Origin of the sequence: Tenacibaculum sp. 190524A02b (assembly GCF_964036645.1) — a bacterium.
In the GTDB taxonomy this organism is placed as follows: Bacteria; Bacteroidota; Bacteroidia; order Flavobacteriales; family Flavobacteriaceae; genus Polaribacter; species Polaribacter vairaonense.
This window is the reverse complement of the sequence record NZ_OZ038525.1, coordinates 2662111-2685959: the sequence shown is the minus strand read 5'-3', so window position 1 is coordinate 2685959 and position 23849 is coordinate 2662111. Positions and strand designations below refer to the sequence as shown.

Below are 23849 nucleotides of genomic sequence, written 5' to 3'. Positions count from 1 at the left end.
ATGGCTACATTAGTTGGTAAGAAATTTCCAAATTTAAACGTTGATGCAATGAACGAAATGGGAGATACGTTCAAAGTAAACGTTTTAGAAGAAGCAGTAAATAATAAAAAGAAAGTAGTTTTGTTTTGGTACCCAAAAGATTTTACTTTTGTGTGTCCTACAGAATTACATGCTTTTCAAGAAGCTTTACCAGAGTTTGAAAAAAGAAATACTATTGTAATTGGTGCTTCATGTGATACTCCAGAGGTACACTTTGCTTGGTTAAACCAATCTAAAGATAACGGAGGTATTGAAGGAATTACCTATCCTTTATTAGCAGACAGTAACCGTAACTTATCTTCAATTTTAGGAATTTTAGATATTGCTAATGAAACGTATGATGAGGCAACAGGTACTGTTCAAGTAGAAGGAGATAATGTAACGTATAGAGCTACATATATTATTGATGAAGAAGGTACAGTTGTACATGAAGGTGTTAACCATATGCCTATTGGACGTAACGTAAATGAGTACTTACGTTTAATTGATGCGTATACACATGTTCAAGAAAAAGGAGAAGTTTGTCCTGCAAACTGGGAAGAAGGTAAGGCAGCAATGCAACCAAATGCAAAAGCTACAGCTGAGTACTTAGCAGCTTCTGTAAACTAAATAAAACTAATTCGTGTTTAGTTTTTACTAAGCACGAATTTTCTTCAACTAATGCTTGTTAAAAGCATGTCTTTTTGTGTTTTACACTAAAAAATAAATTTAATTATGGTACAAGAATTAAATCAAGACAATTTAGAACAAATTGTTTCAGATAACGGAACTGTAGTGGTTCAATATTCAGCAGGGTGGTGTGGTAATTGTAGGATTATGAAACCAAAATTTAAAAAATTGGCAACTGAAAAAGAAGGAGTAGCGTTTGTAATAGCAGATGCAGAAAAGTATCCTGAAAGTAGAAAGTTAGCTAATGTTGATAATTTGCCAACCTTTGCTACGTTTGTTGATGGAAAATTTGTGAATCAGGTACAGACTAATAAGTTTGATGTATTAAAAGAATTGGTAAACGAAGTAGTATAAATATGAAATTACCAGTAATAAAGCATTTAACTTCTTTTATAGAAGAAAATGATCAAGACTATGTTTTAGAGACTATTGAAACTTTAGAAGCTTTAACGGAAGTTCCTTCTTTAAAAGATGAAGAACTTGATGTTATAGGAGAGTTAATTTCTAACATGTACGGAGCTATTGAGGTGTCTAAAATGGTAAAAGAAGGAGTTCCTAAAAAAGAAGCGTTAAATAATTTTATGCAACGTGTTTTAGGATCTATCGATAAATAACAAAAACCCCGAGCTTCTACTCGGGATTTTTGTTTAGCTAGTTTGTAGATTGATTATTTTAATTTAATAATATTGAATATTTCAGATTTTTCAGTGGTCTTAACCTTTATAAAATAACTGCCAGAAATTTCTATTTCTTCACCAATCAGAATTGTATTAGGGTTTTTTGTATACTTTTTATGTAGTAATTCTTTACCTAAAACATCATAAACACTTATACTGAATTCAGTATTACCTATAGAAGAAACGTCAATTGTGATATTTTCTTTAAAAGGATTAGGAAATAGTTGAATAGTATTTAAAGAAACTTTCTCTGTATTAAGTGTTTTAGCAGAAGTAGAAGAAGGTCTTTTGGTAACCAAACTTTCTCCTGCCTTACTATTATAAGCATAATCTTTAAAAGTAATAGAGTTACCATTGTTAGAAACTGTAGCGTATAACCAACCATAATGTGTGTTACCTCCAATTTTAAAACTAAAACCAATATAACCAGATTTATCACGCCAATTAGTATATGTACTAGAACTAATAATAAAAGAGCCTGTTTCACTTCTAAAATTACTAGATGCCCCTACGGTTATACCGTCTGTTATAAAAGAAACATTGTTAGAATTTCCTTCAGATATTACATTTTTTTCATAATTAACAAGGCGGATTGCTCCTCCAGAGTACCACGGTCCAAAATATCTTTGATCTCCGGTTTCTAGTTGGAATGGAGACCAAGTTGAAGAAGAACTTACGGTTACATCGTTCATATTTACATATACTACAGTTCCATCATTAGGATTAGTGTTTCCAGTGGTGGTAACATTAATGGTATTACTTAAAGCAGATTGATTTCCTGCTTGATCAAGTGCGCTAACAACAAAACTATAACTGGTGTTAGCGGTTAACCCAGTAACATTGAATGATGGTGAGCTTGTGGTTCCTATTTCAGAGTTATTTCTAAAGACCCTGTAACTAGTTACTCCTACATTATCAGTAGATGCATTCCAGTTTAAATTTAGAGAAGTTTGTGAAATATTAGAAGCCGTTAAACCAGAAGGGGTAGAAGGGGCTTGTGTGTCTGTTGAACCTTGGACTGTTACAGTATAATCTTCCACCTCTCCAAGGTAAGTGTCATTTCCACATGGAGTAATTTTAGTTTCAGTTCCATAACCAGCTCTTACTCTCATACGTAATTGTTTATTGGTTACAGCTCCATTAGGAGGTGTTATGCTTACGGAATACGGACCAGCAGCAAATCTTGAATATACTTTTTCACCTGTATCTGTAAAATCTCCATTGTTGTTCCAATCTATCCAAACGCCTACAGCATTAAAAGTCCAATGATTGTTGTTTAAAGTAACTGTTAATGTTGTTGCTTGTCCATTGGGTAAGTTAGTGGAAATATTTGTGTGATTTGAATATGGAGAATGTGAAGTGCTATTATTAATACTACCAAATTCAACTTTACTAATGTATAAAGTACTCTGAGTTGTAGATGCAGTACAATAAGTAGGAGTAGTATCTCCGCCATTTGTAGTGGCATTTACAGTATTACTAGCAGCAGATGTATTTCCTGCTGCGTCCTTAGCTCTTACAGAGAATGTATAACTAGTGTTTGCGGAAAGTCCGGTTACATTATATGTGGTAGCATTGATGGTTGTTAATCTACTGCTTCCTTGGTAGACTTCATATCCAGTTACGCCCACATTGTCTGTAGAAGCATTCCAGTTTAATGTTAAAGAAGTTTCAGTAATATTTGAAGTTCTTAAATTAGAAGGAGCACTAGGAGCTTGATTGTCTGAAGAGGAAGTAGTAGTTGCATTCACAGTGCTACTTGGGGTTGAGGTATTTCCAGCTGCATCTTTAGCTCTTATGAAGAAGGTATAAGATGTATTTGCAGTTAATCCATTTACATTGTATGATGTTGTATTTGTGGTAGCAATTCTTGTACTGCCTTGATATACATCATATCCAGTAACCCCTATGTTGTCAGTTGAAGCACTCCAATTTAATGTAAGTGATGTTTGTGCTATGTTAGTGACAACTAAATTAGTGGGAGCGGAAGGAGCTTGGGTGTCATCAGGTGCCGCGCCTCCTACAGTAATAGTGTAATCCTCTACCTCTCCTATGTAGGTGTCTGTGCCACATGGTTTAGGAGGGTTTGTGTAGCCTGCTCTGACTCTCATTCTTAAATTAGTATTTACTACAGCATTGGCAGGTGGAATTACACTTGCTGTGTATGGACCTTTACCAGATTTTTGCAAAACAACATCTTCAGTGTTTAAAAAATCATTATCATTATACCAGTCAATCCAAACAATAACCTGGTTTGGATCCCAATTGTTATTAAGCGTAACCGTTAATGTAGTTGCTTGTCCTTTTTGTAGGTTTGTTTTTTGCGAAGTAAAATTATTATAAGGACTATGAGTGCTTGTATTGTTGATAGTTCCAAATTTAACATTAGTTATTTGTAGGCTACTTTGGTTGGTTTGTGCATCACATATTTCAGTGTATACCTGACAAGGTTTACATGAACCACCACAGTCAATTTTTTCTTCATCGCCATTTTTAATACCATCATCACAAGATGGAATATCTTCATTGGAAATAAAGATACCATAATCTTCTACTTCGCCAGTACCTGAAGTTCCACATGGGTTATTGTTGTTGCTTCTAGAAACTCTCAGGCGAAGTCCAGAACCACCTAATCTGGCATTGGTTGGAACATTTATGTTAATTTCTCCATCTCCATTATTGTTTAAAGTAACCTGAACTCTTTCTCCAGAATCATTAAAATCTTTATCTTGATTCCAGTCGAACCAAGCATATAGTTCATTAGTACTGTTACCAGTTGTATTTACTTTTAAGGTATAGCTTTTTCCTCTAGTTAATTTTACAACAAAATCTGTTTGATTGTCATATCCATTGGTACCTCTAGAGGAGGAGTTGTCAATGTTAGAAAAAGTAATCCTACTAATATGGTCAGGGCCAAAAGTACTACCAGCATTACAGTATTCTCTAACGTCATCTGAAGTTAACTCACCAGCTCTGATACTAGCATTAGGAGTCCCGTTAAGTCCATATTCTTCAACTGTAACCTGTGTTCCATTACTACTTACTCTCATCTTAGCCCATCCATAGTGCATTCTACCAGATCTTCTAATTCGAAGTCCATAATAGGCGGTTCTACCTCTCCAGGCTCTATAAGAATCAGAATCAATCATATGCTGTCCTCTGCCTTGGTGGTATTCTCTACCATTTTTCCATGAGCTATTAGGACCAATAATAGTTCCTTTGGAAATAGGGGTTAATTCATAATTACTATTAGCAACAGCATCTTTTCGCCAAGTAATTAGTTTAACGCCAGGATACTTATTTGATGAATTAGATTTTGGGTACTCTTGTAGTTGATAAGAATCAGAAGAAAAAGAAACGTTACTATAAGCGCTTAATAAAGTAAACTGACCGGTAGGTTGTGTGGCACCAATATTAAATGTAGGCCTAGTAATATTAGTTCCTGTAAAGGATTTTCCAACTTTTTCAATACTGAAACTAAATTCTTTCATTTCAACATTTTCTCCTCCTGAAGAAAAAGCACCGTTTAAAAATTTAAAATTAATATCTCTTACGGCAAGCCAATCACTTCTATTTGAGACACCATCCATAACGCCTTCCATTTTTAGTCTTGCTTGTGTAGCGTTAACGGCAGTTACTTTTAACAATAATCCAGCAGGAACATTTTCAATCGTAAAGTGTTTTCCACGTTCTAAAGCTCCAGTTTTAGTAAATGTAGTGCTGTTTAGATTAACAGTAATTTCATTTTCAATAGTATTGTCATTAGTTGTTTTTTCTAAAAATCGATCATAAGAATAAATAAGATGTGGTCTTTCAAATCTAGAAGTAATTGATTTACCTGGATCTGGATTTAAGGCAAGATTGGTAACACTTCCTTCTTCTCCGTTTGAAGAGACCATAGCTCTTAGCCATCCGTATACATAGGTGTTTGTAGGAGTTAACATTCTAATACCAATATAACCAGTTCTATTTCTCCATGTAGTATAGTTAGCACTAGATAAAACAGGTGGTGATGCTGTAACTATTGTAGCCTTTTTTACCCAAGTTCCACTTGAACTAGAAGATATACTACTATTTTCTCCATTGTATTTTATATTGTTCGAGTTTGAGTTACATAAAACTTCAAAGCCTTGAGAGAAGTTATCTAACGTTAAAATATTTCCATCGTATACCCTTAACTTAGTTCTAAGTTGCCCACCAATTACTAAAGAGTTGAATTTAGAGTGGATTTCTCCTACAATATTTGAAGCTGAATATCCCATATGCATAAAAGGAGAATAGACTTCATAATGAACTTTGTATGGATCAAGAAAGTTTATTTTAAATGTTCCTGAGTTGGAATATAATGAAGAAGTTCCACCTGAGATTGCAGGATTTAAAAATGTAATTCTTACAGTTGTAGAGTTACTTTCTATATGGTTTGAAGCGTTTCCAGTAAATGAAACAATAGCATTATTAGTATCAGTTACATTAATAACAGGTGTAAGTCCAGAAGGAACTCCTGTAGCAGTAAAATGTGTACCAAGTTGTAAGTTTCCTGTAGTAGCAAATCTTGCTCCACCCACTGCTTTAATTCTTTTTTTGTTTTGAATTCTCCCGTTATTAGCAAAGTCTTCTAAGAATGTTAAAGATTTGTCTATGTCACTATCTTGCCAGTCTTGATAATTAAATAAAACTCTAGGTCCTAAATCAGTTTTGGTTCCAGTAGCTGTTAGGTTGTTGTCTTGCCAAATAGGTTTTCTAGCTTCGTGATCTAAGAAAGAGGTCATACGAGCTACTTGCCCTTTGGTAAACATTGATTCGCAAGGGTTATAGTCCATATGGTTTTGATGGTTTATTAATTGATTGAAGCAATTTCGAACTCCAGTTTTACATGACCTTCCTCCAGCTTCAGAAGCTAAACCTGCTGTTGTTGGTGGTGTATCGCCTACTAAATCACCTTTGTCGTCACCTTGAACACATCCACCGTTAAATGTATGATGTAAACCAAGCCAATGTCCAAACTCATGTGTTAACGAAGAGGCTGGAGGGCTGTACAGTATATATCTACCATTATGAACAACTCTGGCAAGTCCTTCGTCTGACATTCTTTTGTCAGGAAACCAAGCAATACCAGATTGTACTTTACTTCCTGATTTTATAATCAATTGTATGTGTACATTCATATATTTATAGTTGTCCCATGCATATTTAGCAATTTCAGCATCATTAGTTCCGTTTAATCCAAAACCTTCTTTAGTTTCATGAAAAATAATTCCATTAGTAGTGTTACCGTCTGGGTCAATTTGTGCAAGCTTGAATTCAATGTCCATTCCACCTTCTAAATTGGCGAAAGAAGGATCAACTGCGTCATTAAAGCCCTTGAAATTTTCATTAATGGCTTTTAGTGCTTTGGTTACCTGCTCTTCAGTTACATCTACATTTTGTCCACCTGTAATTGGCCATTCTTTTCCATATACGTGAAATACAACGGGAATGATATACTTAGTGGCTTTTTGGTTATAACCGTTTTTAAGTAATGCTTTTTGTCTTTCTTTAGACTTCCGTTCAAATTTCCGTAGTTTATCCAGTGATTCTGGATAGATGTCATAATACTCTTTTTGAGTTTGGTCAAAAGAACAATGTTGTTCTTGTGCAGTAATAGTCAAACAACTAAATACCAGTATACACAATACTGATATATAATATCTTATTGTTTTCATTAGAAAGGGTTTAATTAGTTATTAGTACAAAATTATTTGAAGTTTTTAATTGTGATTTGTACTATCTTATTATATGTGAGTATTATAGTATCTTAAATTTAATTTTTTAACATTTTTATTGTTGTTTGTTTGTTTTGTTGGGTGTTTTTTTGCGATTTTTTGTGTTTGGGGTGTTTTGAATATTTGTTAAAAGTGGGGTAGGGGGTAAGGCCTCATTAAACTATAATGAAAATTGATTAATTAACTTTAGTCAAAAAGTTATTTCCTTTGAATTTGAGGTTTTAATTTATTCTTTATTCTTTGAAGTTTCGTTAGCCTTTTTTATAATAGCTTTTAGCCGTTCTTTGGTACGTTGTTTTTCTAAACGTAGTTTATTTTCCTTTTGTTTCATTAATCGAGAATGCTTAGCTTTATTAACAGTGTTTTTTGCCTTTCCTTTTTTAGCCATTGGTAGATTTTTTTATAATTAGAAGTCCTAAAAAGGTAATAAATCCATTAAGAACTAAAACAAAAAACTCAAAATCAAAACTCAAAAAAGTATTGGTTAAATAGTTAATTCCAAAAGCAATAAAAGGAGAAAATAAGCATACAACAGGAACTAAGTAGTCTTTTACGTTCCATTTTGTAAATAAACCAAAAGCATACATTCCTAAAAGTGGTCCGTAGGTATAACCTGCAAACTGAAATATCTTAGCAATTACGCTTGCATCTGCTATGTAATATTTAAAAATTAATATAGTAGCTATTAATAATAATGAAAAAAGAACATGGATTTTTTTTCGTGTTGTTTCTTTTTCTTCTTCATTTTCTTTTTTGTCAATTTCTAAAATGTCAATACTAAATGAAGTAGTTAAAGAGGTAAGTGCGCTATCTGCACTTGAATAAGCGGCAGCAATTAATCCTAATAAAAAGAATAAAGATGTAGCTAAGCCTAAGTTTCCGCTCATGGCTATTTTAGGAAATAGTTGATCCTTATGGGCATCAATACCATTGGCAGCAGCGTAATCAGTTAGTAAAAGTCCTAAAGCTAAAAAGAAGAAGTTTACTATAACTAAAACAATGGTAAACCAAAACATATTTTTTTGCGCATCTTTTAAGGTTCTACAGGTTAAGTTTTTCTGCATCATGTCTTGATCTAGTCCTGTCATGACAATGGCTATAAAAGCTCCTGAGAAAAATCGATTCCAAAAATAACTTCCAGATTTAGCATCTTCAAAGAAGAAAATCTTAGATAGTTTATTTTCTGAAACGTATGAAAATAAACTGTCAATTTGCATGGCATCTTTTATCATAATAATACAAACACCTACTGCTATTAACATAAATAGTGTTTGTAATGTATCTGTCCAAACAATGGTTTTAATACCTCCTTTAAATGTATACAACCAAATAAGTAAAATAGTAATGGTTACAGTAATCCAAAAAGGAATTCCATAGGCATTAAATAAAATAAGTTGTAAAACATTGGCTACTAAAAATAGTCTAAAAGCTGCACCAATAGTTCTGGAAAGTAAGAAAAATGAAGCCCCTGTTTTATAGGAATACCTTCCAAAACGATCCTCTAAATAAGTATAAATAGAGGTTAGGTTTAATTTATAATATAGAGGGAGTAAAACTAAACCAATAAAAGCGTATCCTACAATATAGCCAAAGACCATCTGCATATAACTCATTTGTTGTGTTTCCACCCATCCTGGAACAGAAATAAATGTTACGCCAGATAAAGAAGCTCCAATCATACCAAAAGCAACTAAATACCATGGAGAAGCATTATCCGCTTTAAAAAAAGTAGAGTTATTAGCAGATTTTCCAGTGATGTAAGAAATAAAAATAAGTACACCAAAATAAGAGAGAATAAGTAATAGTATATGTAAGGGTTGCATTAACTTTGGTTTATGTATGTTGCTAATATAAGAATAAAAGAAATGCATCAATAATTATAGAACACTACTAGTAAATGTTTCTTTATTGTATAGGTTAATTATTAAGAATTGGTTAAGTGCAAACTAACTATATAAAAAAATCCCTCTCTGTTTTATGTAGAGAGGGAGAATATAAAAGGATTGTATCCTATTCTATTTTAATTTTACAATTCGTATAATTTTGTTCTTTTGTTTAGATTGAATTCTAACAAAATAATGTCCATCAGATTCAATTTGTTCACCAATAATTACTTTACCAGGGTTTTGTTCATAATCTTTACGAACTAACTCTTTTCCTAGAATATTATGTATACTTAATGTGAATCTATGGTTTTCTATAGATGAAACATCAATCGTAGCTTTATCTTTAAAAGGATTTGGAAATGAAATTATGGAGTTACTACCAGCAATAGCTATTTTACTTGTTAACCTGCTACTGCTAAGATTTAATGTGTAATCTTCTGTATCGCTAAAAAAGATTTCACCACAAGGAGTAGGAGCGCTTGATGAATAGGCTACTCTTACACGAAGAACAACAGATCCTGAAATTCCATTAGGTACTGATATTGTGGTAGTATATGTTTTATTAGTAGCACTTCCAGAACGATTAAGAACCTGTTCACCAGCATCATCAAAATCACCATCTTTATTCCAGTCCACCCATGCTGAAGCTCTTGTTGAAGGCCAAGTTTCTTGAGCAGTAACGGATAAGCTAGTGCTTCCACTAATATTAGTACTTTGTGAAGTGTTGTCTGTGTATCCATTGGTTCCTGCGCCAGAATTGTTATTTATACTACCAATAGTAACATTTGTGATATGTTGTCCTGTAGGATTTCCTGCTGTTGGAGTACAATAATCTGGAGTAGGTGTTGTTGTTCCAGTAGTGGTAACATTAATTGTATTACTTAAGGCAGATTGATTGCCTGCTTGATCAAGAGCGCTAACAGCAAAACTATAACTGGTGCTAGCGGTTAATCCAGTAACATTGAATGATGGTGAACTTGTGGTTCCTATTTCAGAATTATTTCTAAATATTCGATAACTAGTTACTCCTACATTATCTGTAGAGGCATTCCAATTTAAGCTTAAAGAAGTTTGTGTAATATTAGAGGCTGTTAAACCGGATGGATTAGAAGGAGCTTGCGTGTCTGAAGTTCCACCTCCAATATTTACAGTATAATCTTCTACTTCATCACCATCAGTTGAAGCAGTTCCGCAAGGATTAGGATTATTAGCCCACCTATAACGCACTCTTAATTTAGTTGCCCCTGATTGAGCATTACTAGGCACAGTTACATTGGTAGTTTGTCCTCCCGTTCCTGGGGTTTTCATTAATACTTGTTCGTTAGAGTCTTCAAAATCACCATCTCTATTCCAATCAACCCAAGCTCCGACTACGTTAGATCCCCAATTAGAAGATGTAATTGTAGGGTTTACTGTTAATGATATTGTTTGTCCAACTGTAACATTAGTACTTTGTGAAGTATAATTTGAATATGAACCGTTAGCACTAGTATTATTTATGCTGCCAAAAATAACCTCACCAATACCATTAGTTCCTTGTCTACCTGCATTACAATATCCAGTTGGTAATGTAGGATTAGGATTTGTATTGCCAGAAGTTGTGGCGCTTGCTGTATTACTAGCTACTGATACATTACCAGCTGCATCTTTAGCCCTAATAGAGAATGTGTAGGATGTGTTAGCTGTTAAATTAGTGACATTATAGGTAGTTCCAGTAACAGTTGTTATTAAAGAACTTCCTTGGTATACATCATATCCAGTTACTCCTACATTATCTGTAGATGCGTTCCAGTTTAATGTAATTGATGTTTGAGTTACATTAGAAGTGGCTAAATTGGTAGGAGTAGTTGGTGCTTGTGTATCTGGTGTTGGGTTTGTACCTCCGTTTACTACTACTGAATAATCCTCTACTTCTCCAAAAGAAGTGTCTACACCACATGGCTCATCACTATTAGTAGCTCCACCATATCCTATTCTTACTCGCATACGCAATAAAGTATTAGAAACAGCTGTATTAGGCGCTGTAACACTACCTGAATATGGACCAGCTCCATTTCGATCATATACTTTCTCTGAGTTTTCAAAAGTTCCATTATTATTCCAGTCTATCCAAACTCCTACATCATTAAGTGTCCAATGACTATTATTTAAGTCTATAGTAAGTGTTTCTGCTTGCCCTGCTGTAAGGTTAGTAGAAGTTGTTGTAAAATCATTATAAGCAGCATTTGTAGAACTATTATTTATAGAACCAAAGCTAACATTCGTAATATGTAACGTACTATTTTGTGTTGTAGAAGCAGTACAGGGTTCTGTACCTGGACTTGGACCATCTGGAGTGGTTACATTAACTGTATTACTATTCCCTGAAGTATTATCTGCAAAATCTTTAGCCCTTACATAGAATGAATACGATGTGTTTTTAGTTAAACCAGTTACATCAAAAGAAGTTCCGGTAGCGGTACCTATATTGGTATTCCCCTGGAAAACATCATAACCAGCTATTCCTATATTATCAGTAGAAGCTGTCCAGCTTAAAGTTAAAGAAGTACTTTCAAGATTAGAAAATGCTAAATTTGTTGGTGTACTTGGAGCTTGTGTGTCTGGAGTTGAGTTCCCTTTAATAAACACAAAATAATCTTCAACTTCGTCACCATTGGTTGATGCTGTTCCACAAGGTTCAGGAGCAGTATGTAATTTATAACGTACTCTTAATCTAGTTGCACCATTTTTTGCGGTATTTGGAACTACAATAGTTGTTGTTACACCACCTTCACCATTGGTTGTTGACAGGATTTCTTCACCTGCATCTTCAAAATCTCCATCTTTATTCCAGTCAATCCAAGCCCCAAAATAATTAGGGCTCCAACTATTGATTCCTGGGTTAACTGTTAAAGTAACAGGCTGACCTTTGGTAACGTTAGTTCCCAGGTTGGTGAAATCAGAATACCCACTATTTTCACTGGTATTATTGATATCTCCAAAAATAACTTCCTTTATATAGTTATTACCTTGATAACCTGCAGCACAATAATTGGTAGGCATAGGATCAGAGTTTCCGTCGGTGATGCTAAAATTAGCATTGGTAATATCATAAAAGATATTATTGGTACCTCTTACCATAATTCTATTTACACCACCTTCATTATTGGGTATGGTAACTTGATGAGAACCATCATTAGGTACTGCAGAAGCTAATGTTATTGGGTATGTATTTCCTCCATCTGTAGATAAAAGAATATCTACGTTCGCGGCATTAATCCCATTTCCTGTAGTACCTGCTACGTTCCAAGTTACTGTTTGTGTAGAACCAACAGGAGCATCAAATCTTGTATTTAGCGAAGTAATCACAAAAGGACCTGCATTTCCAGCTACTGTAATAACAGCATCTCTAGAATCTGTATTACCTCCTCCTGCATGATTGTCTCTTACGGTGAATCTAAAATTTATAGTTCTAGAAACAGAAGGTGTTACCTCCCATTCAGAAGAAGAGTTTCCAGCTTTTACTGTACCAAGATCAGGCATATATCGGATAGGAGATGTTGAAGGTGGTTTAAAACGAAATAAAGGACCTCCTGTTGATGTAGCACGCGGTGGCATAGGAGCTATTTCTTTATCCATTTGATCCCAGGTATATGTTAGTTGATCAGATGGATTAGCATCAGTAGCAGATCCTTCTAATATAAATGGAGTAGATCTTGGAATTGTATAATTACCTCCTATACTGGCTACTGGTGCGCTATTACCCACAGATTTTGTTGTGCCACAACCAGCTGTGTTTACAATATGGTTCCACATCTCATCGATTTGTTTCGCATGAAAAAAAACATGTGAAGTCCTTAAATCATAATTAGGAGCACAACCTTGATATGCCATGATACTATTACCTCCTCCTGGTTCAACAGCACCTTCGTCCAAACGATTACCACCACATGAATTATTAAAAGAGTGGTTAGCACCAAATTGATGGCCTATTTCATGAACGAACGTACGGAAGAAATAATCATTGACAGAAGTGAAAGGGTGCGCACCTGTAGACCCTTGTGCTTTTTTGTTATCAATACATACAGAATTTAAAGCTCCACGTCCAGTTCCAGCTGAATCTAAAACATGACCAATATCATAGTTAGCATTACCAATTTGAGCATCAAGAATACCTTGAGATTCATTTATAGATATTCCAGTATTACCATGTGTAATACCATCGGTTGCTGGATCAAGAAAAATGGAATTCAGAATATTAGGTACTAATTCAAAAGTAGTTCCAAGGTCTCTTTCGTAAACAGCGTTTACTCTAGTCATGAGTGCGTTTAGCTCGGCAAGTACAGCAGCTTTCCTTTGTTGAGTTGAACCATTGGTAACGTTTGCTTTATCCGTATAAATTTTAGACAATTCTCCAGTTACAGCGATGGCCATTCGGTATACTCTAACAAGCCCGTCATTAGCATCCCTTCTGGCTGTTTTTGATAATTTTTTAGCTGGCTTTGTGTTTTTTTCTGAAAAGAAATCAATTGAACTCTCAATTGTTTGACAGCTAATTGGTTCTGATCCATTTGTTTTTGAAGTAACCTTATATGTTTTACTATTAATAGTAGAAGGTTTAATATCGGTTATTGTGGCATCAGATTTCATAATCATAGCCCTAAAGTCGTTATTACTTAAACTAAAGTGTACGACTTCGTTTTCTCCGCTAACAGATGTGCCTACATAAGATTTAATATCAGGGAACTTTTTAGCTAAATCAGGGTGTAATACACTCGCTTCTTTTATGCGGTATTTTTTGAATTTTCCACTTTCAGTTGGGAGGGTTATAATTACATTAGATTTACCAAATGAGTTGAATCTATTAGGGCAACGAGCTAAAGCCTTTTTAAAGTCGTTGACACTTAAAGAGTAAGTGGTTTCATTTGAGTTTGTTAGGTTTTTCTTTGTAGAAGAAATGTTTTTGCTTTGAATGGGTTGAAGGTTTTTTTTCCAAAAGTTATTACTTTGTGAAAAACCGCAACCAAAAACGAATACTCCTAAGAGTATAGTTAATTGATTTTTCATGTAAGAAGAGTTTTATCATTAGTATTCTTTACAAAATTATTTCAACTTTTTGTTTTTGTTAGATACTATCTTAATGGAAGGGGGTATTATTTTATCGATTATTTATTTTTTTTGTTATAAATGTGTGTTTTTTTTATTTTTTTTATTGTTTGGCTATTGTATTTTTTGTTTGTTTAATGTTTTATTGTGGATTTGTTAATTGTGGGTTTTGAGTTACTTGTAAGACATATATTTATATGTATCCTTGTAACTTACTGGTATTTATGTGTTTGTGTTTTTTTGAGAAAGGAAATGTTTTCTAGTGATGTAGAAAATGGGAAGTAGTAATGTAGTTGTTGTGTAGGAAATTACGAATTATGAATTTTTACCATTTAAAGAGTAAATTCATAATTCGTAATGTGAAGATTTATAATTCTATAACGATATCTTCTGTATTTTTTCTTACTTTTTTTAAGTCTTTCATAAAATCATCTTCAGCTCTGAATCCAACGGGAAGTACTAAAACAGATTTTAAGTTATGTTTAGCAAGTTCTAAAACTTCATCATATTTTTCAGGAACAAAGCCTTCCATTGGACAAGTGTCAATTTTTTCATTAGCAGCTACGGTCATTAAATTTCCTAAAGCTATATATGCCTGACTTTTCATCCAAATATGTAGTTCTTCTTTAGATTTACTAGCAATATTATTTGTTAGCATTTCCTTAAAAGGATTTAAAATTTCATCAGGGGTGTTTCTAATTTCTTTAACTAACTTAAAATAGTTGTCAACGTCAGCAGTAGTTAATTCACTTGAAACACAAATAATCAAAACATGTGAAGCTTGGGCTACTTGTTGTTGATTCCAAGAATGAGGGACTAATTGTTCTTGTAGTTCTTTGTTTTTAACAACTACCAATTTTATAGGTTGTAATCCGTATGAAGTAGCCGTTAAATTGAAGGCTTCTTTTAAAATGTTGATTTGTTGTTCTGAAAGATGTTTTTTATCGTCAAATTTTTTAACGGCATAACGCCACTGTAAACTTTCAATACTGTTCATAATGTTTTTTTAGTTTTACTACACAAAAGTACATTAGAAAAAAGAAGTAAAAGTAGTTCTTTAATAATTTAAAATTATAAGACTATATATTAGTCTTTATAATTGTCAATAATAGAGAGAAAAGTTTCTGGTTCTGGGCGAACTCGATAATTATCTGTTAAGTCAGCAAAAATAATATTGTTGTCTTTGTTAGTAATAATAACAGTAGGCATTACTACATCAGAATCGTAACCAAAAACTTGAAAACCAGCAGGCAATCCATTTTTATGAAATATACCTAATTGTTTAGCTACTTTACTTTTAGTGTCTACTAAAAAATGAAATGGTACTTGGTGTTTTTTAGCTAAGTTTTCACTAAACTTATGCGGTTGCGGACTCACAAGGATTACATCTGTATTTCTTGATTTTAATTCTTTGTATTGCGTAACTACTTCCTTTATTTGTGCCATGCATAACGGACACCAGTTACCTCTGTAGAATAAGAATATTTTAAAGTTACCAGAAAACTGGTTGGTTGTTATTTTTTCTTTTAAGCTGTTTTCTAAGGCAAAATCGGGAAGCTTCTTTCCTATGCTAAGTGCAGGGGTTACTCTTTTTGAGAATGTAGAATACCAAGTAAGGTATGCTAACCACCCAACTGCTAATAAAACGGCTATTAATAAATTATTTTTTTCAAAGTTTATAAAGTTTAATGCTAATCCAAAGGTTATTGGGGTAGAATAAAAAAGTAAATTTTTTGAAGTTCTAGCAACAGGTTTTATAAACAGTAATGAAAAGAAAAGCACGATGCTTAAAGAAGAGATAAGAATCCCTATTTCATGAAGTGTATATGAGAAAGAGATTAAGTTGATTATAAATACGACTAATGCGAAAACAGGAAATCCGCTGATAAAAAGTGACTTAATAAAATTTTTCATACATTTATGGTCGTAAAATAATTGCTAAATTACACTATAATGAAAGAGGAATTTCTACATTTTCTATGGAAACATAAACTTTTTTTAACTAAAAAAATATATACTTCTCAAAATGAGGAGATAGTAGTTGTAAAAACTGGAAGTCATAATAAAAATTCAGGGCCTGATTTTTTGAATGCCCATTTAAAGATTAACGGTCAAGCTTGGGTAGGTAATATAGAGATACATTTAAAATCATCTGATTGGTATTTGCATTACCATGAAGTAAATACTACTTATGATGCGGTTATTTTGCATATAGTTTGGGAACATGATGTAGAGGTTTATATGAAGAATGATAAAGCTTTACCAACATTGGAATTGAAGAATTATGTGAACAACAAGCTACTTGCTAATTACAGAAATTTATTTTCAAAAGAACTTCGTTGGATACCCTGTGAGAGAAGTATGGATAAAGTAGATATTTTTTTAATACAAAATTGGTTAGAACGACTTTATTTTGAGCGTTTAGAAAATAAAGCTGTTGTGATAAAAGGATTACTCAGAGAAACTAATAATGACTATGAAGCAGTACTTTTTCAATTATTAGCTAAAAACTTTGGATTAAAAGTAAATGGGGTAGCTTTTTTTAATTTAGCTAAATCAATAGATTATACAATAATTAGAAAACTTAGATTTGATTCATTAGCATTGTCTGCTTTACTTTTTGGTCAGGCGGGTTTTTTAGAGGAAGACTGTGAAGAACCGTATTTTTTTAAACTAAAAAAAGAGTATGCATATATTAAACATAAGTATAATTTAAAAACATTATCAGGAAATCAATTTAGTTTTTTTAGAATGCGTCCCACTAATTTTCCTACGGTTAGAATAGCTCAATTAATTATGCTATTACACCAACATCAAAACTTATTTTCACAATTAATTAAATATGAAAAATTAGAAGACTTTTATAAATGTTTAAAGGTAGAGGTTGATACTTTTTGGCAAAAACATTATACTTTTCAAACAACCAGTAAAACAAGTTTAAAAAGAATAACAGAGTCATTTATAGATTTATTGTTAATTAACACCATACTACCTTTACGTTTTGTGTATTTTCAAGAAACAAAGCAGTTAGATAATGAAGCTTTTGTAGAATTAATTCAACAAATTAATTCAGAAAAAAACAGCATACTTAAAAAGTTTAACACTATAAATATAAAAGCTAAAAACGCATTGGAGTCTCAGGCTTTATTGGAGCTTAAAAATAACTATTGTAATGAAAAACGATGTACGGAGTGTGTAATAGGTACGTATTTATTAAGAAATTAAAAAAATAAAGTAAAAGAACTATTCAGGTGTAAACATACTGAAATTAACCCTTTGCTTATCGGACTTGTGATTAAAATAACAATTTCATAATTAAGATTTTAGGGATAGAAACAATAAAATAATATATTTGCGGCAAATTTAATTAAGATGAAAAAACTATTTATTGCTATTATGTCAGTAGCTGTTTTGTTTACAAGTTGTAAAGAAGGCGGAAGTTCAAAAAAACAAACAAATACAGCAGAATCATCTACAACAGCAACAAGTGTTGAGGAGGCTGAAAAGACAGTAGAAGCTATTTGCTTACTAGATAAATTATCAGTAAGAGAAACTCCAAAAGCTAAAGGAAAATGGATAACTTCTATAAGTTTAGGAGAAACAGTAGTGTATACTGGAGATGAAGTTACCGATGATACTTCAAAAAAAGAGTACTGTAAAGTAAAGTTAACAGATGGAAAAGAGGGTTGGACTAGAAAAAGTTTTTTAGCGGTTAACGGTAAAGTAGGAGTGATGCTGGGAGATGCAAGTGTGTATAAAAGACCAGATTTATTAACTAAAACTGAAAAGAAGTATAGTGTAATGGATATTATCGCTGTAACGGCAATCCAAGGAGATTGGATGCAAGTAAAAGGGAAAAGATCAGAAGGAGAGTATATTGAAGAAGGTTGGATAAAATCTTCAAATTTTTCTGCTGATCCAGTAGATATTGCTACTGCTAAATTTGCAAGTACAGCTATGTCTAAGTCTACAATGACAGAAAGAATTAAAGCGTTACAGGAAGTAATTACAAATCCAGATTTATCATCATCAAAGTTTGTTGAGGTAATTAAAAATAAAATTGCTGACTACGAGTCTAAAAATAAGGCAGTGGATGTAGAAGATGTTAAAGTAGATGAAAATTCAGAGATGAAATAAAGTTTAAAAAACATAATAAAAAAGCGATTTTTGTTAATCAAAAATCGCTTTTTTATTTATAGTAATATCATTTTTTTAATACAAGCTTTTAAATTTACTCGGATTTACTTCGTGCATAATTTCATATACTTTTTCAAAAATATCTTCTGCAGATGGTTTAGAGAAATAATCTCCGTCTGTACCATAGGCAGGTCTGTGTGCTTTTGAAGTTAGTGTAGCAGGTTTGCTATCTAAATATTTATAAGCATTTTGTGTTTCAAGAATTTCTTGTAGTAAATAAGCAGAGGCACCACCAGGAACATCTTCATCTATAACTAATAATCTATTTGTTTTTGCAACAGATTTTACAGTATCATGGTTAATGTCAAATGGTAATAAACTCTGTGCGTCTATAATTTCCACATTAATGCCTACCTGTGTTAAATCTCTAGCTGCTTCTTGAACAATTCGTAGTGTAGAACCATAAGAAACAATAGTTATATCTGTTCCTTCTTTTACTGTTTCTACGACACCAATTGGCGTTTTAAACTCGCCTAAATTGGTTGGTAATTCTTCTTTTAAACGATATCCGTTTAAACATTCTACTACCAAAGCAGGATCATCACCTTCTAATAAAGTGTTATAAAAACCAGCTGCTTTTGTCATATTTCTAGGTACTAAAACATGAATACCTCTTACATTATTTATAATTCCACCCATTGGAGAACCCGCATGCCAAATTCCTTCCAGTCTATGCCCTCTAGTACGGATAATAACTGGTGCTTTTTGCTTACCAAAAGTTCTATAACGTAGCGTTGCTAAATCGTCACTAATAATTTGTAAAGCATATAATAAGTAGTCTAGATACTGGATTTCTGCAATAGGGCGTAAACCACGCATTGCCATACCAATACCTTGTCCTAAAATAGTCGCTTCTCTAATACCAGTATCAGCTACACGCAATTCTCCAAATTTATCTTGTAAACCTTCAAGTCCTTGGTTTACATCTCCAATGAATCCAGCATCTTCACCAAAAATAACTACTTCAGGATGTTTTTTTAATATGGCTTCAAAATTATCACGCATAATAATACGGGCATCAACAACTTTTTGATCATCGCTATAAGTAGGTGCCAATTCCGTTATAGATGCAGTAGCCTCAGCAGTTTCACTTGTTAAGTGCGTTGAATACATTGAATAAGCCTCATCTATGTATGATTTAATAAAATTCTGTAAAGCTGTTTTTTCAGGTAATATCTCATCTTTTACATACCTAAGCGCTTTTCTGGCTGTAGTTATGACGTCTTTACGAATTGGTTCGTTAATAGCTTTTAAATCATTAGAAAGTTTACTAATAAAAGAGCTATTGGCGCTTTTATTAGCTAAATTATCTAATATACTAATAACTGTTTTAGCTTCTGCTTTAATTTCTCCAGTAAATGAAGCCCAAGCATCACGTTTTGCTTTACTTACTTCTTTTTTAGCTTCTTTTTCAATGTTTATTAATGTTTCCTCAGAATCTACAAATTTTAAAATCTCACCATCTTCGTCTTGTAATTCAAACTCCAAAATCCATTTACGCATTTGAGCAATACAATCAAAATCTTGCTCCCATTGCAAGCGCTCTTTAGTTTTATACCTTTCATGAGATCCAGAGGTAGAATGTCCTTGAGGTTGTGTTAACTCTTTTACATGTATTAGTACAGGAACATGTTCTTCTCTTGCTATCTTAGAAGCCTTGTTATAAGTATCCACTAGCTTTACATAATCCCATCCATTAACTACAAAAATTTCGTATCCGTTCGCTTTATTATCTCTTTTAAAACCTTTCAATACTTCAGAAATACTTTCTTTAGTAGTTTGATGTTTTGCGTGAACAGAAATTCCATATTCATCATCCCAAACACTCATTACCATAGGAACTTGTAATACTCCAGCAGCATTAATAGTTTCAAAAAATAAACCTTCACTTGTACTTGCATTACCAATAGTTCCCCAAGCTACCTCGTTTCCGTTATTAGAAAAATTAGTATGATTTTCTAATTCTTTAACGTTTTTATAAATTTTAGAAGCTTGCGCCAGCCCCAATAATCTTGGCATTTGACCAGCAGTAGGTGAAATATCGGCTGAAGAATTATATTGTTGTGTTAAGTTTTTCCAATTTCCATTTTCATCAATTGAGTGTGTTGCGAAATGACCTCCCATTTGACGACCTGCAGACATAGGTTCTAATTCAATGTCTGTATGTGCATATAATCCAGCAAAAAATTGTTGAGCAGTTAGTTCACCAATGGCCATCATAAAAGTTTGATCTCTGTAATACCCAGATCTAAAGTCACCTTTCTTAAAAGCTTTCGCCATGGCTAATTGAGGAACTTCTTTACCGCCACCAAAAATTCCGAATTTAGCTTTACCTGTTAAAACTTCTCGTCGACCTAAAAAACTACATTCTCTACTGATGCGAGCAATTTTGTAGTCATTAAGTACTTCGTTTTTAAAATCGTTGAAAGAAAGTTTTTGGGTATTTGCTATTTCCGTGTTTTGCGTCATAATCATCATGTTTTGGACGCTCACAAAGATAGTTTTTTTAATTGAATTTTAAAAATATTTGTTTTTATTGTTAATTCATCAAAAAAACGTTAAATTTTAACTAAAAACTGAGTATTTGTTAAAAAATGATTTATCTGTTTATTTACATAGGATAAAATATATTTTAACCTAAAAAAATAGACTGCTCATTTTTCTGATTTTTATTCAATCATTTTAAGTAATGTAAGTTTGTATGCTTAAAGTAACCCTCTTCTAAAAAAATTATAAACTCTATCTAAGTTGGTGGTAATTACAAATCTAATTTTTGAAGGATAAGCAGTTTTATTAAACTCCCAGCCTTTATTGGTATATATTGGAAAATAAAATTCGAATAGATTAGGTAGAAAGTTTAGTTTTATTCCATTTTCATAAAAGAATTCAGGATAACTGTTTTTGTCCTTTAACATAGCAACATCATTATAAACTTCAATCCATCTCCATATACTTACACTGGTATTGATAGCAGTTACAAATTGATTAGCAGTTTTATTGGTATCGTATTTAGATTTAAAGCCTGCATCTGATATTACAAACTGTTGACTGAATAATCCTGAGTTTTCCGAGCGACCAAATAAGTTGTGTTCAAATAAATAATCAGAACTTCTATTTAAGCCAAAGCTAAAATAATCACCTATAGAGTTATTAGTAATAAACATACCTCCAAAAAAACGTAAGTCAAAACTTCTGTGGTTGTCAAAAAACTTTCTATAGCGAATATCCGTAGAGAACTTTGTGAAGTTATTTCCAATCTCTAAATTTACAGCATACTGAAGTCTTTTAATAATATCAGGTTTGTTATATATGTATCTAAAATTTAAAACTTTGTATCTATCTTGTTCTGTAACTGGATCTCCTTTTTTAACTTCTTTTCTAATATAAAATAAGCGAGTAGTAAAAAACTTAGAGCCTACATCTCTTAATGTTTTTCGTCTAAATTCTATACTAACAGAAGGGACTAAGGTATTGTAACTTAACTCTGGGGCATAATGAAAATTACTACCTCCAATTCCATATCTAATTCTGTAAATATTTGATTTAAGAAAGAAATGGTTGTATCCAAATGAAAACGAGCCTGTAAAATTATTGCTTTTAGTACTATAGTTTGGGGTTAATGTAAATTCAAAATTATGTGGAATTAGTGGTTGGTTGTTTATTTTAACGCCTAGAATAACTCCGTCATATAAATTATATTTAACATCAGGGTAGTAAAAAAGTTGGTTATAATATGGGTTTTCAGAATCTTTAAAAAAACGAAATTGTAAAGGTTTATTTAAAAGTCTATTGTCAGTTTTTCTAAAGTTATCTAAAGAATTATATTCAGGGTAAATATTTTCATAGTTTAAAGCCAGTCGGTTAAAACCATTTTTCTCAATCTTAACAGTTTTAGTAGAATCTACCCCAGTAACCCAAGTTTTAAAGGTTATTTGCTTTTTCTTAATACCGTATAAAGAAACAGGAGCAGAGAAACTACGTTTGTTTTTTATAGTAACATATAAAGAGTCTTTATTTTTTGTTTGTTTTATTTTAGTGATTTTATAGTCTAATTTTTTATTAGTTTTTAAATAACCATTTATAAACCAGTTGATGTCTTTTGATGTATTGTTTTGTAACGTTTTTAAAAAGTTATTAGGAGAGCTTAATTTTAAATGACTTTTATATAAGTATTCTTTTAAAGATTTTTGTAAAATACTATCTCCTATAAAATCTTGTAAATATCTAAAACCTAATCCAGCTTTATATTGACTGATTATTTTTCTATTAAAGTTAGACAAAGAATCTGCCGAGATATTTAAAGCTTGGTCATAAAATTTACGAGCACTAAACTGGTACATAAAAGCAAACTTATCTTGCTGGTTTATTTTGCTGATATTATAATATTTAATAGGCCAATACTTAGAATATTTACCTAATAGTGTTACTTTAGGATAATATTTTTTTAAGTATTCCATCATTAAAAAAGTTTGTACACCTTTAGAAAACCAATAGTCTTTTCGTTGATTTTGAATTAAAACATCGTCAATGTATTTAGAACATAATGCTTTAAAGAAATTAATTTCCCACCTAAAATTTTTAGGAAAAGGTTTTAATTGTCTAGGAATACCATAGAGTTCATGAAGTGAGTTTTTACCCACAGTGTTAGCATCAACAAAAATTTCAGGGTGTGGATATTTACCAATATGTTCTTGAATAAATTGTATTTGTTGATTAATTATTAGAGAAGTTTCTTTGGTAGAAATGTGACCACTAAATGCATCCGTTTTAATTTCTTGATGTTTGGTTTTAAACGATTTGAATCTTTTTTTTGTGCTGATGTTTATAATAACATCTTTCTTTTTATGACCAACTAAATAATAGCTGTTAATACTATCTTTAGGGGTTTTATACTGGTATAAATTACTTTCTAGTGTATACTTTTTAGGAACATCAATATGAATACGGTAATTGGCAACATCTTGATAAAGGTCATCAATATCTAAGTTACTCATAGTTTGCCATTTGTTATTTTGGTATATGGCAGGAACAATTAACCAATAACGTAAATGGTAGCCATTTTTAATTTTTCCGTATCCAGTAAACTTTAAGTTAGGAGTTTTTATAGTGTAGAATAGTGAAATTTGTACACTATCTTTTGGTAATAAGGGTTTGTTAAGTTGTACCTCTACAATATCAGGAGCCGTTGCTTCCTTAAAGTTTACCTTTTTGTAATTAACAGATAAGTTTCTAATAGTAGAATATCCTCTATCTTCTTCTTTTGAGAAATAGAAATCTTTTTTATAGTCTTCTATAAATCGTTTTCCTAATGGTGTATCATTATTTTTAAAAGCATTTGCCCAGTTATGGAGCATTACTTTTTTTAAAGGAGTGTTAGAGGAGTTGTAGAAAATAATTTTTTGCTGTATATCTAATGTACTTTTGTTGTTATGTAAAAGCACATTAGCTTCAATGGTATTAGTTTGAGAAAATAGGTTGTTCCATGTAAAAAAGCTTATAAAAAATAAAAGCCAAAATTGTTTGTATAGCATACT

Annotated in this window: 13 protein-coding genes; 5 read left to right on the top strand and 8 right to left on the bottom strand. The window is 32.2% G+C overall.

The genetic code is table 11. The features are described from left to right. The 3 genes from ABNT65_RS10950 (at position 1) to ABNT65_RS10940 (ending at position 1322) form a co-directional block, all read left to right on the top strand. Positions 1–648, top strand: a complete 648-nt coding sequence (locus tag ABNT65_RS10950) for a peroxiredoxin (RefSeq protein WP_348702354.1) — start codon at positions 1–3, stop codon at positions 646–648. Positions 649–753: 105 nt separating this feature from the next. Then, positions 754–1062, top strand: coding sequence for a thioredoxin family protein (locus ABNT65_RS10945; protein ID WP_348702356.1), 309 nt, complete (start codon positions 754–756; stop codon positions 1060–1062). A gap of 2 nt (positions 1063–1064) precedes the next feature. Then, the gene (locus ABNT65_RS10940; RefSeq protein WP_348702357.1) at positions 1065–1322 is read left to right on the top strand and encodes a DUF6952 family protein; all 258 of its coding nucleotides are present in this window, start codon (positions 1065–1067) and stop codon (positions 1320–1322) included. 53 nt (positions 1323–1375) lie between these two features. On the opposite strand, the gene ABNT65_RS10935 is transcribed toward ABNT65_RS10940, so the two are convergent. The 6 genes from ABNT65_RS10935 to ABNT65_RS10910 all read right to left on the bottom strand — a co-directional run bounded on the left by ABNT65_RS10935 (position 1376) and on the right by ABNT65_RS10910 (position 16032). Then, positions 1376–7087 (bottom strand): M43 family zinc metalloprotease, encoded by a 5712-nt coding sequence (locus ABNT65_RS10935; RefSeq protein WP_348745850.1) that lies wholly within the window; start codon positions 7085–7087, stop codon positions 1376–1378. 286 nt (positions 7088–7373) lie between these two features. Next, positions 7374–7535 (bottom strand): hypothetical protein, encoded by a 162-nt coding sequence (locus tag ABNT65_RS10930; RefSeq protein WP_348702359.1) that lies wholly within the window; start codon positions 7533–7535, stop codon positions 7374–7376. Then, positions 7528–8970, bottom strand: coding sequence for a sodium:solute symporter (locus ABNT65_RS10925; protein WP_348702360.1), 1443 nt, complete (start codon positions 8968–8970; stop codon positions 7528–7530). Before ABNT65_RS10925 ends, ABNT65_RS10930 begins: the two co-directional genes overlap by 8 nt. A gap of 192 nt (positions 8971–9162) precedes the next feature. Then, positions 9163–14079, bottom strand: a complete 4917-nt coding sequence (locus tag ABNT65_RS10920; protein WP_348745849.1) for a GEVED domain-containing protein — start codon at positions 14077–14079, stop codon at positions 9163–9165. A 406-nt stretch (positions 14080–14485) separates the two neighbouring features. After that, positions 14486–15115 carry an NAD(P)H-dependent oxidoreductase gene (locus ABNT65_RS10915; RefSeq protein WP_348745848.1) on the bottom strand — a complete coding sequence of 210 codons (630 nt, stop codon included), beginning with the start codon at positions 15113–15115 and terminating at the stop codon, positions 14486–14488. 89 nt (positions 15116–15204) lie between these two features. Continuing rightward, positions 15205–16032, bottom strand: coding sequence for a peroxiredoxin family protein (locus ABNT65_RS10910; RefSeq protein WP_348745847.1), 828 nt, complete (start codon positions 16030–16032; stop codon positions 15205–15207). A gap of 39 nt (positions 16033–16071) precedes the next feature. Here ABNT65_RS10910 and ABNT65_RS10905 point away from each other — a divergent pair, with 39 nt between their 5' ends. Next, entirely contained in the window at positions 16072–17343 is a 1272-nt protein-coding gene (locus tag ABNT65_RS10905; protein ID WP_348745846.1) for a DUF2851 family protein, read from the top strand. 147 nt (positions 17344–17490) lie between these two features. After that, positions 17491–18255: an SH3 domain-containing protein gene (locus tag ABNT65_RS10900; RefSeq protein ID WP_348745845.1), complete on the top strand. Its 765-nt coding sequence runs from the start codon at positions 17491–17493 to the stop codon at positions 18253–18255. Positions 18256–18330: 75 nt separating this feature from the next. Here the strand turns inward: ABNT65_RS10900 and ABNT65_RS10895 are convergent, their stop codons facing one another. Both ABNT65_RS10895 and ABNT65_RS10890 read right to left on the bottom strand, forming a co-directional pair. After that, positions 18331–20784 (bottom strand): thiamine pyrophosphate-dependent enzyme, encoded by a 2454-nt coding sequence (locus ABNT65_RS10895; RefSeq protein WP_348702366.1) that lies wholly within the window; start codon positions 20782–20784, stop codon positions 18331–18333. Between the two features lie 236 nt (positions 20785–21020). Continuing rightward, positions 21021–23846 carry an aminopeptidase gene (locus tag ABNT65_RS10890; RefSeq protein WP_348745844.1) on the bottom strand — a complete coding sequence of 942 codons (2826 nt, stop codon included), beginning with the start codon at positions 23844–23846 and terminating at the stop codon, positions 21021–21023. Between the last annotated feature and the right edge of the window lie 3 nt (positions 23847–23849).

What these genes read in the sequence shown, in the direction of transcription:
- ABNT65_RS10950 (WP_348702354.1), top strand. Translation starts at nt 1, where the DNA reads ATGGCTACATTAGTTGGTAAGAAATTTCCAAATTTAAACGTTGATGCA.
- ABNT65_RS10945 (WP_348702356.1), top strand. Translation starts at nt 754, where the DNA reads ATGGTACAAGAATTAAATCAAGACAATTTAGAACAAATTGTTTCAGAT.
- ABNT65_RS10940 (WP_348702357.1), top strand. Translation starts at nt 1,065, where the DNA reads ATGAAATTACCAGTAATAAAGCATTTAACTTCTTTTATAGAAGAAAAT.
- ABNT65_RS10935 (WP_348745850.1), bottom strand. Translation starts at nt 7,087, where the DNA reads ATGAAAACAATAAGATATTATATATCAGTATTGTGTATACTGGTATTT.
- ABNT65_RS10930 (WP_348702359.1), bottom strand. Translation starts at nt 7,535, where the DNA reads ATGGCTAAAAAAGGAAAGGCAAAAAACACTGTTAATAAAGCTAAGCAT.
- ABNT65_RS10925 (WP_348702360.1), bottom strand. Translation starts at nt 8,970, where the DNA reads ATGCAACCCTTACATATACTATTACTTATTCTCTCTTATTTTGGTGTA.
- ABNT65_RS10920 (WP_348745849.1), bottom strand. Translation starts at nt 14,079, where the DNA reads ATGAAAAATCAATTAACTATACTCTTAGGAGTATTCGTTTTTGGTTGC.
- ABNT65_RS10915 (WP_348745848.1), bottom strand. Translation starts at nt 15,115, where the DNA reads ATGAACAGTATTGAAAGTTTACAGTGGCGTTATGCCGTTAAAAAATTT.
- ABNT65_RS10910 (WP_348745847.1), bottom strand. Translation starts at nt 16,032, where the DNA reads ATGAAAAATTTTATTAAGTCACTTTTTATCAGCGGATTTCCTGTTTTC.
- ABNT65_RS10905 (WP_348745846.1), top strand. Translation starts at nt 16,072, where the DNA reads ATGAAAGAGGAATTTCTACATTTTCTATGGAAACATAAACTTTTTTTA.
- ABNT65_RS10900 (WP_348745845.1), top strand. Translation starts at nt 17,491, where the DNA reads ATGAAAAAACTATTTATTGCTATTATGTCAGTAGCTGTTTTGTTTACA.
- ABNT65_RS10895 (WP_348702366.1), bottom strand. Translation starts at nt 20,784, where the DNA reads ATGACGCAAAACACGGAAATAGCAAATACCCAAAAACTTTCTTTCAAC.
- ABNT65_RS10890 (WP_348745844.1), bottom strand. Translation starts at nt 23,846, where the DNA reads ATGCTATACAAACAATTTTGGCTTTTATTTTTTATAAGCTTTTTTACA.